The 14,391-nt window shown below is 39.9% G+C and carries 20 protein-coding genes; 9 read left to right on the top strand and 11 right to left on the bottom strand.

Annotated elements, in window-relative coordinates:
- Positions 1-4: 4 nt before the first annotated feature.
- The 3 genes from IMZ31_RS23045 to IMZ31_RS23035 form a co-directional block, all read right to left on the bottom strand.
- Positions 5-865, bottom strand: a complete 861-nt coding sequence (locus IMZ31_RS23045; RefSeq protein WP_207530787.1) for a V-type ATP synthase subunit I domain-containing protein — start codon at positions 863-865, stop codon at positions 5-7.
- 1 nt (position 866) lies between these two features.
- A complete protein-coding gene (locus IMZ31_RS23040; protein ID WP_207530786.1) occupies positions 867-1,784 on the bottom strand; it encodes a tyrosine-type recombinase/integrase in 918 nt (305 codons plus the stop codon).
- Positions 1,785-1,879: 95 nt separating this feature from the next.
- Positions 1,880-2,641 (bottom strand): sigma-70 family RNA polymerase sigma factor, encoded by a 762-nt coding sequence (locus IMZ31_RS23035; protein WP_207530785.1) that lies wholly within the window; start codon positions 2,639-2,641, stop codon positions 1,880-1,882.
- A gap of 127 nt (positions 2,642-2,768) precedes the next feature.
- Between IMZ31_RS23035 and IMZ31_RS23030 the strand changes: the two genes are divergently transcribed.
- Entirely contained in the window at positions 2,769-3,488 is a 720-nt protein-coding gene (locus tag IMZ31_RS23030; RefSeq protein WP_207530784.1) for an HD-GYP domain-containing protein, read from the top strand.
- Between the two features lie 51 nt (positions 3,489-3,539).
- Here the strand turns inward: IMZ31_RS23030 and IMZ31_RS23025 are convergent, their stop codons facing one another.
- Both IMZ31_RS23025 and IMZ31_RS23020 read right to left on the bottom strand, forming a co-directional pair.
- On the bottom strand, positions 3,540-3,806 hold the full coding sequence (locus IMZ31_RS23025) for a hypothetical protein (protein WP_207530783.1): 267 nt from the start codon (positions 3,804-3,806) through the stop codon (positions 3,540-3,542).
- A gap of 7 nt (positions 3,807-3,813) precedes the next feature.
- Complete coding sequence (locus tag IMZ31_RS23020) at positions 3,814-4,098, bottom strand: hypothetical protein (RefSeq protein ID WP_207530782.1); 285 nt, start codon at positions 4,096-4,098, stop codon at positions 3,814-3,816.
- A 98-nt stretch (positions 4,099-4,196) separates the two neighbouring features.
- Between IMZ31_RS23020 and IMZ31_RS23015 the strand changes: the two genes are divergently transcribed.
- From IMZ31_RS23015 to IMZ31_RS22995, 5 genes are all read left to right on the top strand, one after another.
- Complete coding sequence (locus IMZ31_RS23015; protein WP_207530781.1) at positions 4,197-4,721, top strand: PilZ domain-containing protein; 525 nt, start codon at positions 4,197-4,199, stop codon at positions 4,719-4,721.
- Between the two features lie 96 nt (positions 4,722-4,817).
- Positions 4,818-6,044: an N-acetylmuramoyl-L-alanine amidase gene (locus tag IMZ31_RS23010; protein ID WP_207530780.1), complete on the top strand. Its 1,227-nt coding sequence runs from the start codon at positions 4,818-4,820 to the stop codon at positions 6,042-6,044.
- A gap of 73 nt (positions 6,045-6,117) precedes the next feature.
- A complete protein-coding gene (locus tag IMZ31_RS23005) occupies positions 6,118-7,212 on the top strand; it encodes an RNA-guided endonuclease InsQ/TnpB family protein (protein ID WP_207530779.1) in 1,095 nt (364 codons plus the stop codon).
- Positions 7,213-7,323: 111 nt separating this feature from the next.
- Positions 7,324-7,653 carry a hypothetical protein gene (locus IMZ31_RS23000; protein ID WP_207530778.1) on the top strand — a complete coding sequence of 110 codons (330 nt, stop codon included), beginning with the start codon at positions 7,324-7,326 and terminating at the stop codon, positions 7,651-7,653.
- On the top strand, positions 7,616-8,272 hold the full coding sequence (locus IMZ31_RS22995) for a TerC family protein (RefSeq protein WP_207530777.1): 657 nt from the start codon (positions 7,616-7,618) through the stop codon (positions 8,270-8,272). Before IMZ31_RS23000 ends, IMZ31_RS22995 begins: the two co-directional genes overlap by 38 nt.
- 20 nt (positions 8,273-8,292) lie before the next feature.
- Here IMZ31_RS22995 and IMZ31_RS22990 read toward each other — a convergent pair whose 3' ends face one another.
- Complete coding sequence (locus tag IMZ31_RS22990; RefSeq protein WP_207530776.1) at positions 8,293-8,451, bottom strand: hypothetical protein; 159 nt, start codon at positions 8,449-8,451, stop codon at positions 8,293-8,295.
- Positions 8,452-8,504: 53 nt separating this feature from the next.
- Positions 8,505-8,879, bottom strand: coding sequence for a hypothetical protein (locus tag IMZ31_RS22985; protein WP_207530775.1), 375 nt, complete (start codon positions 8,877-8,879; stop codon positions 8,505-8,507).
- Between the two features lie 176 nt (positions 8,880-9,055).
- Here IMZ31_RS22985 and IMZ31_RS22980 point away from each other — a divergent pair, with 176 nt between their 5' ends.
- Complete coding sequence (locus tag IMZ31_RS22980) at positions 9,056-10,090, top strand: D-alanine--D-alanine ligase family protein (protein ID WP_207530774.1); 1,035 nt, start codon at positions 9,056-9,058, stop codon at positions 10,088-10,090.
- Positions 10,087-11,097 carry an NAD(P)H-dependent glycerol-3-phosphate dehydrogenase gene (locus tag IMZ31_RS22975; RefSeq protein WP_207530773.1) on the top strand — a complete coding sequence of 337 codons (1,011 nt, stop codon included), beginning with the start codon at positions 10,087-10,089 and terminating at the stop codon, positions 11,095-11,097. The genes IMZ31_RS22980 and IMZ31_RS22975 overlap by 4 nt, the downstream gene beginning before the upstream one ends.
- Before the next feature lie 58 nt (positions 11,098-11,155).
- Here the strand turns inward: IMZ31_RS22975 and IMZ31_RS22970 are convergent, their stop codons facing one another.
- A complete protein-coding gene (locus tag IMZ31_RS22970) occupies positions 11,156-11,617 on the bottom strand; it encodes a hypothetical protein (RefSeq protein WP_207530772.1) in 462 nt (153 codons plus the stop codon).
- A 78-nt stretch (positions 11,618-11,695) separates the two neighbouring features.
- Between IMZ31_RS22970 and IMZ31_RS22965 the strand changes: the two genes are divergently transcribed.
- The gene (locus IMZ31_RS22965; protein WP_207530771.1) at positions 11,696-11,926 is read left to right on the top strand and encodes a hypothetical protein; all 231 of its coding nucleotides are present in this window, start codon (positions 11,696-11,698) and stop codon (positions 11,924-11,926) included.
- Positions 11,927-12,341: 415 nt separating this feature from the next.
- Here IMZ31_RS22965 and IMZ31_RS22960 read toward each other — a convergent pair whose 3' ends face one another.
- The 3 genes from IMZ31_RS22960 to IMZ31_RS22950 form a co-directional block, all read right to left on the bottom strand.
- Entirely contained in the window at positions 12,342-13,169 is an 828-nt protein-coding gene (locus tag IMZ31_RS22960; RefSeq protein WP_207530770.1) for a sigma-70 family RNA polymerase sigma factor, read from the bottom strand.
- A gap of 137 nt (positions 13,170-13,306) precedes the next feature.
- A complete protein-coding gene (locus IMZ31_RS22955) occupies positions 13,307-13,690 on the bottom strand; it encodes a hypothetical protein (protein WP_207530769.1) in 384 nt (127 codons plus the stop codon).
- 137 nt (positions 13,691-13,827) lie between these two features.
- A complete protein-coding gene (locus IMZ31_RS22950) occupies positions 13,828-14,007 on the bottom strand; it encodes a hypothetical protein (RefSeq protein ID WP_207530768.1) in 180 nt (59 codons plus the stop codon).
- Positions 14,008-14,391: the final 384 nt, after the last annotated feature.

The following is a 14,391-nucleotide window of genomic DNA, read 5'->3' as shown; positions in this document are numbered from 1 at the left end:
TTCCTCAAAACACCTCACTTATTGGCAGCGTTTCTATTGAGGCGTGACGGATTTGCACCATTTTACATTTGTGAGGATTAGCTTTTTTCCATTCTTCTGTTATCTGCTCGACATTTTTTTTACTTCTTTCATCCTTACAAACGAACCCAATATTCATCAGCGCATGTTTCCGATTTAATATTTTAAACACTTCTTCCTTTCGGGCTTCGTCACTTAGTAATGTTATGTAACAATGGACACCATTTTTCGTAACCTCTATTTCGTTCACCGAAGAATCATCAATAACATATTCTTTCTCTTGGAATGCATTTTCAGCCTCGTATAAAAAAGCTCCTTTGTTCAGGGGAATATATTCCTTCTCGAAACTTTCTTTTAACGAAAGAGCGGGAGAAAACCCGAACCACTCTTCAAAACTCTCCTTCCCTTTATTTGTAAGAGAGCAAAGCGCATTCTCTTTACCCCCTACTTCTACTACTTCATAATGAATTAAGTTTTTTCGTTTTAATTCTTTTATTTCCCCTAATTCATAGTCCCCATCCTTTAGACAGGAAGATGAATTATATCCGATCTTTTCGATAAGTTCTTTCTCGCGTTTCGTCGGCATTTCTTTTTCGGAACTGACTTCTTCCCCTAAAAAAGAGCTAACACTTATTAATAATTCTTCGGCGTTCGTCGTAACCGACAACCTGGCAATCATCTCAGTATACGATATGAGTTGGTTCGCTTTTTTGTAATCGTCTTCTTGCACGGCTTCATGCAGTTCCTCCGAAAGACGTCGCTTCACTTCCTTTTTTAACACCTCAAACGACGATTCCATTTGTTGGATCGATTGAACAAAGCCGTCCGTCGCTTTTATCATATCCATGTCAATCCCTCCCTTGTTGTTTTTTTAACTCTTTCGATAGAATGCTTTTAGATCGGATTTCTTGTTTCATTCTTTCGGAGTCGATATTCAAATAAATCATAGTCGTATTGATGGAAGAATGACCTAAAAACATCTGAATCTTACGCAAGTCCACTCCTGCTTCTAATAAAAGGGTGGCAGATGTCCGTCTTAAACTATGGCACCCTATATTTTTATATATTCTGGCCTTTTTTGCGTGATGTTTAACAATCGATAAGGCCGCTCTTTCGGTCAACGGTTCATTTGTCTTTTTCCGAGTGAAAAGGAATTCACCTTTTTTCTTATTCGCTTGGATATACGTTTTGAAATAAGGAATAATCTCATCAAACAAAGGTACTTCACGGTCTTTCCCATTTTTACCTCCTTTGATGTAGACGGTTTTATTAGAGAATGAAATATCCTCCGTTTTTAAGTGGCACAGTTCAGAAACTCGTATGCCAAAAAATAAAAAAGATAGTATTAAGACTTTATTTCGCAGACGCAAATAAGGAATACTGTTTTTTTCCACCATATCTATAAGGCGCATTGCTTCTTTTAATGTTAAATTTTCTTTCGGCTTTCGGTCTTGGTCTTTCACTTTAACTGTCTTGATTTTTTGCATAGGATTTGTACCGATATGCTCGCGGGATTCCAGATAAGAGAAAAAAGATCGTAACACGGATATTTTATTTACCAGCGTGTTTGAACCATTCCCTTTCTTAAATGAGTCCGCCTGATATAAATCAATATGCATGGTTTTGATGTCTGCAATATGGCTCACCCCTAATGACTCTACAAAATCCACGAACGATTCTAAGTTACTCTTGTATTTGCGTAACGTATGTTGGCTTGCGTTCTCATATTCCATGTATCCTAAAAAAAGTTCTACATAGTGCTTCACTCGCGTCACCCCCCTCCTCGTATTGCAAAAAAGGATGCCATTTCCTAAAAAAGATGGTCAACCAACTGGAGGGGCTGACCATCTTGTGAGAAACACTAAATAATTCGCTTTAATTTTCCTAATGCTGCTTTTTCAATCCTGGATACGTGAGCTTGAGATATACCTAACTTATCTCCTGTTTCTTTTTGGGTTTGATCAAGGTAATAACGCATTTTAATAATGGCTTTCTCATTCTTATTCAGATGTTCAATTTCATGCTTTAATGAAAATGCGTTCACCCATTTTTCTTCACATACCGTGTGGTCTTTTAACTGATTTTCAATCGTTGTTTCTTTGTTGTCATTTCCACCGTTACTCGGCGCTGCAATAGAAATGATTTCTTCTGCCGATCCGAGTGCCACAGCCACGTCTTCTGGCTCTAGATCCAACGCTTTTGCAATAGTGGATACCCGCGGCTTATGATGGTTTACTTGTTCGTATTTTTCCACAAAGGAAAGGATCTGATAATAATTGGTCTGAATGATCCGACTAACCTTTACAGGCTTGGTGTCCCTGAGGTATTTCTTGGTCTCCCCGAGGATCATAGGCACCGCATAAGTGGAAAATTGAACGCCTCTTGAGACATCAAAGCGATCCACGGCTTTAATTAATCCGATCACCCCGACTTGAAATAAGTCTTCCTGAGTATTCGTGTCCCTTTTGAAACGTTTCATCAAATTCAGCACAAGTCTGATATTGTGTTGAATCACTGCTTCACGACTTTTCTCACAACCGCCTTGCGCTTTTCTTATTAAATTCATTACTTCTGATTGAGTGAGCACGTGTTGTTTCTTATACTTTGGTATTGGACTGTTCATTATCATCCTCCAAACTTGATGCACACTTTATTCTATGCAGGCTCTTCGTGGATTTTGATAAAACGTTAGATGTTTATTGTCATACCGCGCTTTTCCGCTATACTTATAAAAAGGCGGTGATGCATTCATGGGGTACACGTATTCGCTAGCCCACCTCGACCTCCTAAAGCTAAAATCAAAGAGCGACTTAGTTAACGCTATGAAAAATCATGATCTTGATTCTTATACATATTCTGTTCACACTGGCCAATTAAATATGGCGATCGGCAAAGAGCTAGGCTTCAAGCACGAATACACGTATTTGCTTTTCCAATGCGGGATCTTTCATGATACTGGAAAACTCGGCATGAACACGGAGTTTTTAAATTATCCTGGCGCCTATACATTATCTATGTACAAAGAAATGAAAAAACACACAAGCGGAGGAGGCATGCTTTTGGAAAAAATCGGGGCGGAAGAAGAGATCATTAACACCGCCAAACATCACCATTGCAATTATGACGGAAGCGGCTATCCAGGAGGATTCTATGAAAAAGAAATCCCTTTTGAAGCAAGAATCACAAGAATTTCTGATTCCGTGGATGCTTATATGACGAAGCGGTGTTATAAAGAAGGTGGTCCTGCTAACGGGGTGCTAGATGATTTAAATCAATATATCCACTCCAGCTATGACCCCGCTATTCTGCAAGCCTTCTCCAGTGTTCACGCTGCGATTATGAATGCGAGTCATAAAGACGGAAACGATCGTCCGTCCCAACATTTGTACATGCATTACTTGTCAGCTCACTACGGGGAAGCGGAAAAGGAACGCTTTGAAATCGAACTCTTACAATCAAAAGCCAACTAAATTGGAGGCAGGCTACCCAATTTAGCTGGCTTTTTGTGATTCCGCCCCTTTTTATAGGCGTTCATCGCTTATAAACATCTCAACTTCAGCCCATAAACACTCATCTTCTATATGGAAACATCCTCGTCTTATAAAAAGTTGAATCAGGCTTTTCCCCCCATATAAAAGGTCAACTCTCCCCCTTTGTTCAGAAACGATAAACCCCTTTTTCTCCAAATGCTTCATATCGCTTACGAACTCTTCAGAAAAAACAGCTTCCCTCCCTTCCCATTTTTCCAATTCTAAAGCAACGTGTGTCAGCTCTAGTGCTCTTAACATCTGGCTATCAACACCTTTCTTTCTGATAGCGAAGACGGTATTTCCGTTCATTGTTTCTTCTTATTTTCAACGTTTGTTGGTTTACAGCTATTTCTCCTTTGCGAACCAATTCTCTAAATGCTCTTGTAATGGATTCAGAAGGCGTTGTATGTGCTATATCTGAGATGTGCTGATATCCGTCGAAATGTTGCCAATATAAAACAATCAACATGTTGTAGTTGTTTTTTGAGTCGGGAAACTTCTTGACCAATAACTTAATATTGTGTTTCACGGTGTCCATTTTTCTTCCCACAAAAATCACCCTCCGATAGTTCATTATATAAAAGAAAAAAATAAATATTCTTGTCTTTTTCTATGAACCATGTATAAGCAATTAGCGGGGTGATGAAGATGATCTATTCTATTGATGCTGAGTTAGTTTCACACACGTTGGGTTTTGCGGCAAATGTACGTGTTTTAAGGGCCAACAACACAAATATATGTACAAGCATCCCAACAAAGAAAAAGGAAGAGGTTGCGTTTCTTGAAAATCAAGAAGCTAAAATTTCTTATTTTTACGGGGAATTTCAATACATCTTTCATGTGATGTTTATTCGAGAGGAAAGCATTGAAGGGAGACGAGCGCTCTTGTTTAACATCGTAGAAGTCGAAATTTTAAATAATTATCGCCAAGAAAAGCGGGAGCATGTTGAGATTAAGACCCTTCTATTAACCTCAAAAGATATGATTTACGGCGTTATTTTAGATCGGAGTGACAGCGGACTTAGAGTTGAAACAGACCAGCCCATCCGAAAGAAAAAGTGCGAACTTCACTATGTGAACGAAAATGGTGAGTCCGTGTGTTTTAAAGGGAAAATCTTATGGTCCAAGAAGAACGATGAGGGCAAATTTCAGTACGGTCTTAAAGGGAAATAAAGAGAACTTTTAAGTTCTCTTTAAAAATTTAAAGGGACTGGAGCGTTATGACCTAACTAATAAATGGCTCACTGAGCCTACTTAAGGGGGGATTTTATGAAAAGGAAGCTGCTGTGGTTCGCCTCGTCTGTGGTGTTGTCGTTTGGTTTATTGTCTAGCCCTTCGTCTCATGTGGAAGCTGCAAGTTCAATAAAGGAAGGGACAATAACAGCCTATTGGCTAACGTTTCGCTCTGGACCTTCCACTTCTCACAAAGCCTTGGATTACATTAAAAAAGGGGAAAAAGTCATCATCCTAAAAGATGGATCTACTTGGGATCAGGTTCTTTACCAAGGGAAAACAGGATACGTTCATGACAACTACATCACCGTTAAAACCTTGCAACAATCTGTTGAAACGAAAACCGTCAATGCGGGTTCTGAACGATTGAATGTTCGAAAAGGGCCTTCAACATCTTATTCTATAATAGGAAAATTAAACACAGGGGCAACCGTAGAAATCCTTAAAGACCTTGGTACTTGGGAATATGTCAAATCAGGAAGCACAGTTGGTTATGTTCACAGCGACTTCCTGGAATCAAAAGGATCATCTGGCATAAATGTTTCTGACATTCATGTTGTTAACGCTGGTGAAACCCTTTGGTCAATCAGCCAAAAATACGGCGTGTCTGTTCAATCGTTGCTCGATCGCAATCAACTCAATTCCAATCTCATTTTCCCTGGTCAACGTTTATCTATAACCAAAAAGGCAGAAACCATCGATAATCGCTTAGCTGGGAAAGTTATTGTGCTTGACCCAGGGCACGGTGATGACCGATCTGGTGCCGTAGCAAATGGGCTGGTAGAAAAAGAAGTGAACTTAGATATAACCAATCGAGTCAAAAAGAAGTTAGAGTCTTCTGGCGCTAAGGTCATACTTGCTCGTACAGGAGATACGGACTGCATGCCTCTTGGAAGTTATTATGAAGACTTGTATTGCCGACCTGAGGTTGCCACGGAGAACAAAGCTGATATCTTCGTTAGTATACACGCAAATGCATTCACTTCGACTGCAACAGGTGCCGAAACATTCTACTATAAGCAATCGGATCAAAAATTAGCCCAATCACTTCAAGATGCGTACGTAAAAGAAACAGGATTACATAACCGACGCGTCGCCAAAGAAGACTTTGCCGTATTAAGAGTCAGCACGGTCCCTTCAGCATTAATTGAGACTGGCTTCCTTACGAATGTCAATGACTCCAAACTATTCAAAACAGAATCAGGTCTTAATAACATGGCGACAGGCATTTACAAAGGAATATTAAAATATTTTGGATATTAATAAAACACCCTCTAGAACAGAGGGTGTTTTTCAAGGGAGTAGCAGATTATATACATAAGAAAGGATGATGACCATGAGTGTCCGTACCTATAAATTCGTTCTTCACCCATCAGAAAGACAGCGCGCTTTGCTTGATACGCTGCAACTTTTCTGTTCTTACGTAAGCAATGCATACATGTATATTACTACGAAATATAGTAAATCGAATGATAAAAACATGAAAAATAGCGAAGTGAATGATTTGTTAAATGCGATAAAAACCAAATATAGCAGTTTTTCATCCCTCTCGACTGACATCGTTCACGCAGTTGGAAAAGAAGTGATCAAAGCACCTCATCAGCATACCCCCATCACTTTCATCCCGTTGAAAAAAACATCCATAAAAAATGAGTTCGTATCCATCGGTTACCACACGTTCATCCCCTACAAACAAACCCGCCCACTTCCCGAATCTCCAAATTCCATCTCTAACGTTCAAATCAAAAAACAAGGTCAAAACTGGTTTGTTTACTGCTACATTTATCAACCTACCACTTCTGTAAACCCTCGAAATCTACATAAATTTGTCGGTATCGATGTAGGGTTAAAGGAGTTCGCTATCCTTTCAAACGGGACAAGGATTCCTAACCCCAGATATTACAGAACCATGGAACACAAGATTAAAATGGAGCAACAAAAATTAAATAACAAGATCAAAAACTCCAAAAGGTGGAGCGCCCAAAAAGAAAGATTGGGGCGTTTGCATCAAAAAATTCACAACCAGCGAAAGGACTTCATACATAAGACGGCTAACGATATAATAAAGAACTTTGATGTGATCGGAGTCGAGTCCCTTTCTATACAAAAAATGAATCGAAACAGGAAATTTTCTAAATCCATTTTGGACGCCTCCTGGGGAGACTTTATTTCTACACTAAAGTACAAAGCTGAGGATCAAGGAAAAGCGCTTGTGGAAGTTGATCGCTTCTATCCTTCTTCACAATTGTGCTCTGTGTGTGGAAGCAAACAAATAATGCCGTTGAAGTTGAGATTGTTTAAGTGCAATACCTGTTCTGCTATTATCGAGCGGGACTATAACGCTTCACTGAACATCGAAAGGGAAGCAAAAAACAAGTTCCTGGAGCAATATGTGTTCGGTGAACAGAACCTCAACGACATGGGGGGATAGCCTGTTTGAAACAGGAAACGAATACCGTTGTCGAGGGAGTAGTGGATTGAAAGTCCAGGGCTTCGCTCTGGACTTTATGTTTGGATAAGCCTTTATCGAGGAGGGCTTTTTATGTATTATGAACGCTTATCGCAAGGCGAAAAAATAAGCTTTGTGCACTCCATGAGAGAGATGATCAAAAAATTTTTACAAAGTTATCAGTACCAGATTAGCGCTTTTGACAGCGAAGAGGCCTTGATCAATGATATGTACTTCTATTGGTTTCGACACTCTGTATATAAAGACTACGTCTGGTGCCGTGAACTTCGGACGACGAATTTCGATGATGAATTTATATATGAAACAAAAACGCTTTTAAGATTTTATTATTGCAGGCACAAAATAACAGAGGAGAGGTGTATGCATGACCGTATTCGGTATACCGTTAGACGATTTACTTAAAGTCATTCTCATAGATCTGTTGTTGAGCGGGGATAACGCTCTGATCATCGCAATGGCGGCCAAAAACGTTCCAAAAGAAAAAAGAAAATATGCTATTTTTTGGGGTACGTTCGGAGCCATATCGTTACGTATTATATTTGCATTCTTAATTGTCTTCCTTTTGGGCATCCCTTACTTAAGCACCATAGGTGGCGTGTTATTACTGTGGATTTCATTTAAACTGCTTGTGGATAGCGGTCATCACAACACGAAAGAAGGCGGTGCATCCATCTTGTCTGTCATCGCTACGATCATATGGGCTGATGCAGCTATGTCTCTTGATAATGTGTTAGCGTTAGCGGGCGTAGCACACGGAAATGTAACGATTATTGTCATCGGGATTATCATCAGCATTCCTATCATCATTTGGGGGAGCGCGCTTATCGTATCAGCAATTGATAAGTATCCTATTGTTATTTTTATTGGAGCTGGACTCCTCTCCTTCACGGCTGGGGAAATGATTATTGCGGACTTTGATGCAATAGGGCACGGCCCGCTTCACTACATCATTCCCACCATCCTTGCTTTATTTGTCATGGGAGCGGGGTATGTCTTCAAAACAAAAAAAGGTCTTCATTAAGACCTTTTTTTGGTGAAGCGTTATAAAGCCGAACTGTTTTTCTCTGGATGCTGCTTTTGGATCGGCTTTTGGAACATGGCGTGAATATCTTTTTTCTTTATTCGTGTTTTACGTTGCCAATGCTTTTGTCCTTCTGATTCTTCAATCATCTGTTTTACTTCGAGGAATTTATTAACCAAATAAAACACCTCCGCATATTCTTATGTTTCTACTCACCTTGCGTTTTCAGGAATTAATTCTTCTTATATTTTTTTTCAAGAATTCTTCCTTCAAGGAACAGACACAAATCTTCTACGGTTTCGAAATGATCCAGTTCTGATTCAACGGGCAAAGCGTTCGATTGATCGACTGCTAATTCCCAATATTCAATCAGATTTAAATAGGCATTTAAGAAAGATTCGGAATCGTTTTCGAATAAGTCTCTGATTCTGACTTCTGGTCGGAGAGCCTCCATGCGATCCTGTGTATCTTTTTTGTGTTCTGGCATCCATAAAAAAAGATACTTGATCACTGTAAATAAGATCTCGCACTCCAATTGATCACCGAAGAAATGTTTCTTGATGGTTTTGTTAATGAACTTTTTTTCGAATTGAATAATTTCTGCCATTTTTATCACCCTTTGTTATAGTCTATGGCAACGAAGAGGGAATATGACCGCCTCTTTATATACATTATACATTCACGAGTATGGGAATCGTAGCGATTTGTACGAAATACTTTTATTCATTCTGTCCTAGGGGGAATGGCTTTTTTTTATAAAAACTAAACAGAGGAGTGATAACAATGAAAACGGTTTTAGTTGTTTTTGGCGGAATGTCATCTGAACATGACGTTTCTGTCCGATCTGCTTATTGTGTTAGTAACCAGCTCATTTCAAATGGTTACCCTGTTCAATACATGTATCAGACCAGAAAAGGGGTATGGCTTCACAGCTCGGGAAGGCACACTCATTTTATTTCAGAAAACGAGATGCTAAAATCCCTATCCCCTGTTCGCGACGTATTATCCTCTTTAAGACAAGCGGATGTCGTATTTCCTTTAATACATGGTTTCCAAGGAGAGGACGGAACCATACAGGGATTCTTAACATTTATGGGGATTCCTTATGTGGGATGCGGTGTTAAAGCCTCTTCCCTCTGTTTTGATAAAAGTCTCGCAAAACGTATGTTAAAAATTGACGGTATTCCCCAATCTCGTTACATCCATTTCACAATAGAGGATTACGAGACCAATTACCGTTCTAAGTTAAAAGAAATTTTGCATTTCTTCTCCTTTCCTTTATACGTTAAACCAGCATGTTCTGGTTCAAGCATTGGAATTACAAGAGTAACACATGCTTATGATCTTGAACGTGCAATCAGGCAAGCGTTCAAACATGGTGAGGTATGTCTCATAGAAGAAGAAATCGTAGGCAGGGAAATTGAAGTGGGGGTTTTGTACCAGGATGGAAAATGGCTGATCTCACCTCCTGGAGAAATCATAACAGACAGTGAATTTTATGATTATGAATCTAAATATCACAAGCCTTCCACTCTTACGAGAGTGCCAGCTGACTTGTCTCAACACACACTCGGTGAGATTCATACTATTACACGACAGGTTATCGACACGTTAGGCATCACTTCATACGCTAGACTTGACCTATTCGTAAAAAAGGAAACAGAACGCGTATACGCCAATGAAGTCAACACTGTCCCAGGTTTCACCTCGAGGAGCATGTATCCCCTCCTGATGGAAGCGGCAGGTATTCCTTACGAAAAATTACTAGATACGCTGATTATGAACGCTTTTCACCATAATAAGGGGGCTGTCATATGAAAGTTTCTATTCTTGGTTCAGGGAGCTGGGGAACAGCCTTAGCTTCCCTGTTAGCGGACAACCATCACGAAACTATTCTGTGGAGTCGACGTGAAGACATTGCGCATGAGATAAACACACGTCACACTAACGAACGCTACCTTCCTGACGTTTCCCTCCCTTCTTCATTGTCCTGCACGACAAATTTGACTGAAGCCTTAAAAAATAGTCCCCACATCGTCCTCTCCGTCCCATCATCCTCCATTCGTTGCCTGTGCCACCTTATAAAACATTGCGGAGTTGATCTTTCTCATTCTTATATTGTCCATACGTCAAAAGGGATCGAGAAAGAAACCCACAAGACGATTTCATCTATGGTGGAAGAAGAATTAGGGAGATCTTACAGAAATGGGGTGAGCGTTCTTAGCGGCCCCAGTCATGCCGAAGAAGTGGCGAGAAAAATGCCCACAAGCGTCACGATTGCCTCTCCATCAGCATTAACCGCTTACTGGATTGAAAAAGCGTTTTCTAATGAATATTTTCGCTGCTATATCCAAAATGATGTTACAGGGGTAGAGCTTGGTGGGGCCTTAAAAAATATTATGGCTTTAGCAGCAGGGATAAGTGACGGTTTAGGGTATGGCGATAATACCAAAACGGCTCTTATCACCAGAGGACTTCATGAAATGATTCGTTTAGGAATGGTCATGGGAGCCAAAAAAGAAACCTTTTGCGGTCTTTCGGGAATCGGCGATCTTGTGGTCACATGCACAAGCCAGCACAGTCGAAACTGGAAAACTGGTTACATGTTCTCCAAAGGAGCCTCTCTTTCCTCTATTTCAGATAAGATAGGGATGGTGGCAGAAGGAGTCAAAATGACCGAGTGCGCTTTTGCACTATCGCAAAAACTGGGTGTAGATATGCCGATCACAACGTCGGTTTACCGTGTGCTTTTCGAAAACGCCCAACCTGAGGAGATGGTTTCAGAATTGATGAGCAGGGCACCAAAAGACGAACAACTCATGTAGCCTGTAATCTGTCTTGAATACAAAAAACGCAGCTGGTTACCCTCTGCGTTTTCTTATGTCATTTCACTTTTAGCTTTTTAGGCTCTCTCTTTACACGCGTAACTTTGGTTTGCAAGGATGAAACGGTCTCTGTGCATTCAGCTATCATTTTAGGGGTAATTCGTTCTTGTTTGGTCAGCATTGAAAAATCCCAATGCGTTTTTAAGTCAGAAGGGGATATGTAACTTTGCCCTTCTTTCGACTTCTCATTAATGTCATGAGCCAAAGCTTCTTTGTTAAGCACTTCTTTCACATGCCCCTTCAGATACACCTTGCCGTAGCCTTCCGATGGGAGAGGGACGACCAATTCGTGTTCTTTCCGTTCGTCGAATTTTTTCTCTATGTATTCTTTTAACATCTTATTTTCTTCGTTGTATTCTCTGACCATTTCTTTGTTCTGAAAATATTGAATGACTGCCTCTTCAATCGTCAACTTTCCTCGGGTTAGGGAAACATTTACTTTTTCATTTTGTTTAAGCATGAATCCATCTCCTTCACAAACGTTGTTTTTGTCATATGTAGCTTTACTATGAAATACCTTTATACAGAGGTGAAAACAATGATCTTGTATATTGAAAACGAAGACGTGAATGTCGTAAAACTGGGGTTATTTCTGAAGAACCACCAAACTGCAACCCTTGTTTTTTCTTCCCTAGATGTAAGGGATGCGATAAAAAACAAACTTGATTCTCTCCTGCGCTACGAGGAATTCAAGAATCTTGATCTGACGTATAAAATCATGAAACCAAATTCAGTTTTATGGGGAATCAGACCAGATCAAATGATGTAACCACGTTTTTTCGTTTGTTAACAAAAACAAGTCCAATAACCGATTATTGCAAAACGTTTTGTAGGCAGAGGATCTGAACATAAGATGTCCGTCTTTTACAATTAAGACCAGTTCTCCCTTTAAGTAGTAATAAGTTCGTTCCCCTTTTTTAGACTTTACAGATCCGTGGTTAAGAATGGCGAAGGATGAGACGAGTCGCGATATGTAGGGGCAGGAGAAAGACCCTTCGAAAGAAACAATTGGTCTGTCCCCGCTCCTTTTTATGATCCCGACGTGTTCTTCTCCTCCCGAATCTACAATAACCCACTCTTTCTCGGAAATATGATACGACAGGGACAACAATTGAAGCTTCCTGCAAAACGTTTTCTCCATAGGCGAAGTGATCGGAAACTCAGCCACCATCTCTGTCCTCACGTTAACTCACGTACCCCTTAAGCTTTTTGGAGCGATTAGGTTTTTTTAGCTTTTTCAAGGCTTTAATCTCAATTTGCCGTACGCGTTCTTTTGTAATACCGAAGTGTTTCCCGATTTCCTTCAATGTTTTCCCTTCGCCTTTATCCAAACCAAAACGAAGGCGCAAAATTCCTTCCTCTCTTTCTGTCAAAGTCGACAATAACTCCTCCAGCTCGTCTCTTAATTCCTGTTGTTCAATGTCTACAAAAGAACGGAGAGAATTTTCATCATCGATAAAATCAACGATTTCCGTTGTGGATTCGTCCTTTGCTTTTTGCTCCAAAGAAACAACATCCATGGATGCCTGACGATACTTTTGAAACTTTTTCATATCCATATTCATAAAAGAGGCCAGTTGCTGATCAGTTGGGAACTCATCGAATGTTTCTATGTACTCCAACTCAGCTTGCTGAATTCGAGTAATGATCTCATGCAAATGAACAGGAAGACGGACCGTTCGTGTTTTTTCGTTTATAGCGCGGGTAATGGCTTGTCGAATCCACCAGGTAGCATACGTGCTGAACTTGTATCCTCTTCTGTAATCAAATTTCTCAACAGCCCGAATAAGTCCAAATGTCCCCTCTTGAATGCAATCAAGTAAAGGCAAGCCCTTGCCGTTATAGTGTTTGGCAATAGAGATGACGAGCTTCAAATTAGACGTGACCATTTTATCTTTTGCGAACAAGTCCCCTGCTTCCACAAGCATAGCGAGCTCTTTTTCTTCATCTCCTGTTAACAAATCAACTTCGCCAGCTTGTTGCATGTACAATGTCGTGATATCGACTGTCATTCAACCCAACCCCTTTTGATTTATATATGAATTTTCTCACAATTAACAAAAGTGAGCAACAGTTATTTTGTTAAAAATACATTTTTTTATATTTTTAAAAGTTTCCAACAAAAAACCGCAAACAATACGTTCGCGGTTTAGACTATGGGCGCTTCAATGAATTCTGCGATTTCTTGAAACACCTTATCGTGCTGCTGATATGTCTCGGGCTCCCTTTTCGCCAACGCTTTCTCTTTCAAATCGTAGACCCGAGCTTTTGTTTGATCATCAATGAAAAGAGATAGGGTTTTCTGTTCAAAGAAAATCTTTATTTCTCCGTATTTGAACAAAAGAGTCAGCTCTCGTTCCTCATCCTTCCTTAGCGAAAAATAGGACCTTTCCACTCCCGTTTCAAGCATATATTTAAATTTATCCGTATTCTTTTTGGTTGTCGGAAGCCCATGGAATGAAAACAGAGGACCGATCCATATTCTTATCATTTCCCAATCTTCTTTGATCTCTTTTTGTCTTTCGCTTATCATGTCAACCACCTCTTTTTATGTATTTTCATCCTAACACTCATCTTGGGCTACGAGGGAAAAATACGCCGATATTTTCCACGCTCCCCCCTTTTCATTAATTGTACATAATATAAAAAAAGAAATAAACCACAAAAGGCTTATTTCAAATACATAAATGGATGAACAGCTTCGCCAAGACCTAAAATGTCGTGAAATCCTAGAAGGAAAAGGGAAAAGGCCACTAGAAACGCTCCTATTACCGTTAATTCACTTTTATTCGCTTTCATAGCTGTTTTTACTTCTCTTTTCATCTCTTGCCCGTTGATTTTAATAACCATGGTTGAACACCCTTTCTGAGTTTTGCCCATTATACAAAACGATGCTAATTTGTGGTTTTTTTTTCTGCATCTTTTTACTACCGTGTTCATATGATTGCCAATAGGTTTTATATCGGGGGAATAAAAGAAAGGGGCGTAGCGGTCTTGTAAATTGAAACCCTGAACCTTCCAGAGCCCGTGTCGGCAGACCTTTTTCCAACTTCTTTCTTGATTTGCTCCCATTTCTATCTTTTTTCTCACAACCCTTTTCTTCGTTTTTTCTATCTGTTTTCATAGGTCTTTCTGTGTTCTTTCTGTGTCTGTTCCGCGTACCCGTTCCTCCGACCAAAAACCAAAAACATGTTGGAACTTAAAAGTGGTCCATGCGGTGTGCTCTTTAAGAAC

This window comes from Pontibacillus sp. ALD_SL1, from assembly GCF_017355605.1.
This window is presented reverse-complemented; position numbering and strand designations above follow the sequence as displayed.

What these genes read in the sequence shown, in the direction of transcription:
- IMZ31_RS22960 (WP_207530770.1), bottom strand. Translation starts at nt 13,169, where the DNA reads ATGACAGTCGATATCACGACATTGTACATGCAACAAGCTGGCGAAGTT.
- IMZ31_RS22955 (WP_207530769.1), bottom strand. Translation starts at nt 13,690, where the DNA reads ATGATAAGCGAAAGACAAAAAGAGATCAAAGAAGATTGGGAAATGATA.
- IMZ31_RS22975 (WP_207530773.1), top strand. Translation starts at nt 10,087, where the DNA reads ATGAAAGTTTCTATTCTTGGTTCAGGGAGCTGGGGAACAGCCTTAGCT.
- IMZ31_RS22965 (WP_207530771.1), top strand. Translation starts at nt 11,696, where the DNA reads ATGATCTTGTATATTGAAAACGAAGACGTGAATGTCGTAAAACTGGGG.
- IMZ31_RS22970 (WP_207530772.1), bottom strand. Translation starts at nt 11,617, where the DNA reads ATGCTTAAACAAAATGAAAAAGTAAATGTTTCCCTAACCCGAGGAAAG.
- IMZ31_RS22950 (WP_207530768.1), bottom strand. Translation starts at nt 14,007, where the DNA reads ATGGTTATTAAAATCAACGGGCAAGAGATGAAAAGAGAAGTAAAAACA.
- IMZ31_RS23005 (WP_207530779.1), top strand. Translation starts at nt 6,118, where the DNA reads ATGAGTGTCCGTACCTATAAATTCGTTCTTCACCCATCAGAAAGACAG.
- IMZ31_RS22995 (WP_207530777.1), top strand. Translation starts at nt 7,616, where the DNA reads ATGACCGTATTCGGTATACCGTTAGACGATTTACTTAAAGTCATTCTC.
- IMZ31_RS22980 (WP_207530774.1), top strand. Translation starts at nt 9,056, where the DNA reads ATGAAAACGGTTTTAGTTGTTTTTGGCGGAATGTCATCTGAACATGAC.
- IMZ31_RS23035 (WP_207530785.1), bottom strand. Translation starts at nt 2,641, where the DNA reads ATGAACAGTCCAATACCAAAGTATAAGAAACAACACGTGCTCACTCAA.
- IMZ31_RS22985 (WP_207530775.1), bottom strand. Translation starts at nt 8,879, where the DNA reads ATGGCAGAAATTATTCAATTCGAAAAAAAGTTCATTAACAAAACCATC.
- IMZ31_RS23010 (WP_207530780.1), top strand. Translation starts at nt 4,818, where the DNA reads ATGAAAAGGAAGCTGCTGTGGTTCGCCTCGTCTGTGGTGTTGTCGTTT.
- IMZ31_RS23025 (WP_207530783.1), bottom strand. Translation starts at nt 3,806, where the DNA reads ATGTTAAGAGCACTAGAGCTGACACACGTTGCTTTAGAATTGGAAAAA.
- IMZ31_RS23030 (WP_207530784.1), top strand. Translation starts at nt 2,769, where the DNA reads ATGGGGTACACGTATTCGCTAGCCCACCTCGACCTCCTAAAGCTAAAA.
- IMZ31_RS23000 (WP_207530778.1), top strand. Translation starts at nt 7,324, where the DNA reads ATGTATTATGAACGCTTATCGCAAGGCGAAAAAATAAGCTTTGTGCAC.
- IMZ31_RS23045 (WP_207530787.1), bottom strand. Translation starts at nt 865, where the DNA reads ATGGATATGATAAAAGCGACGGACGGCTTTGTTCAATCGATCCAACAA.
- IMZ31_RS23015 (WP_207530781.1), top strand. Translation starts at nt 4,197, where the DNA reads ATGATCTATTCTATTGATGCTGAGTTAGTTTCACACACGTTGGGTTTT.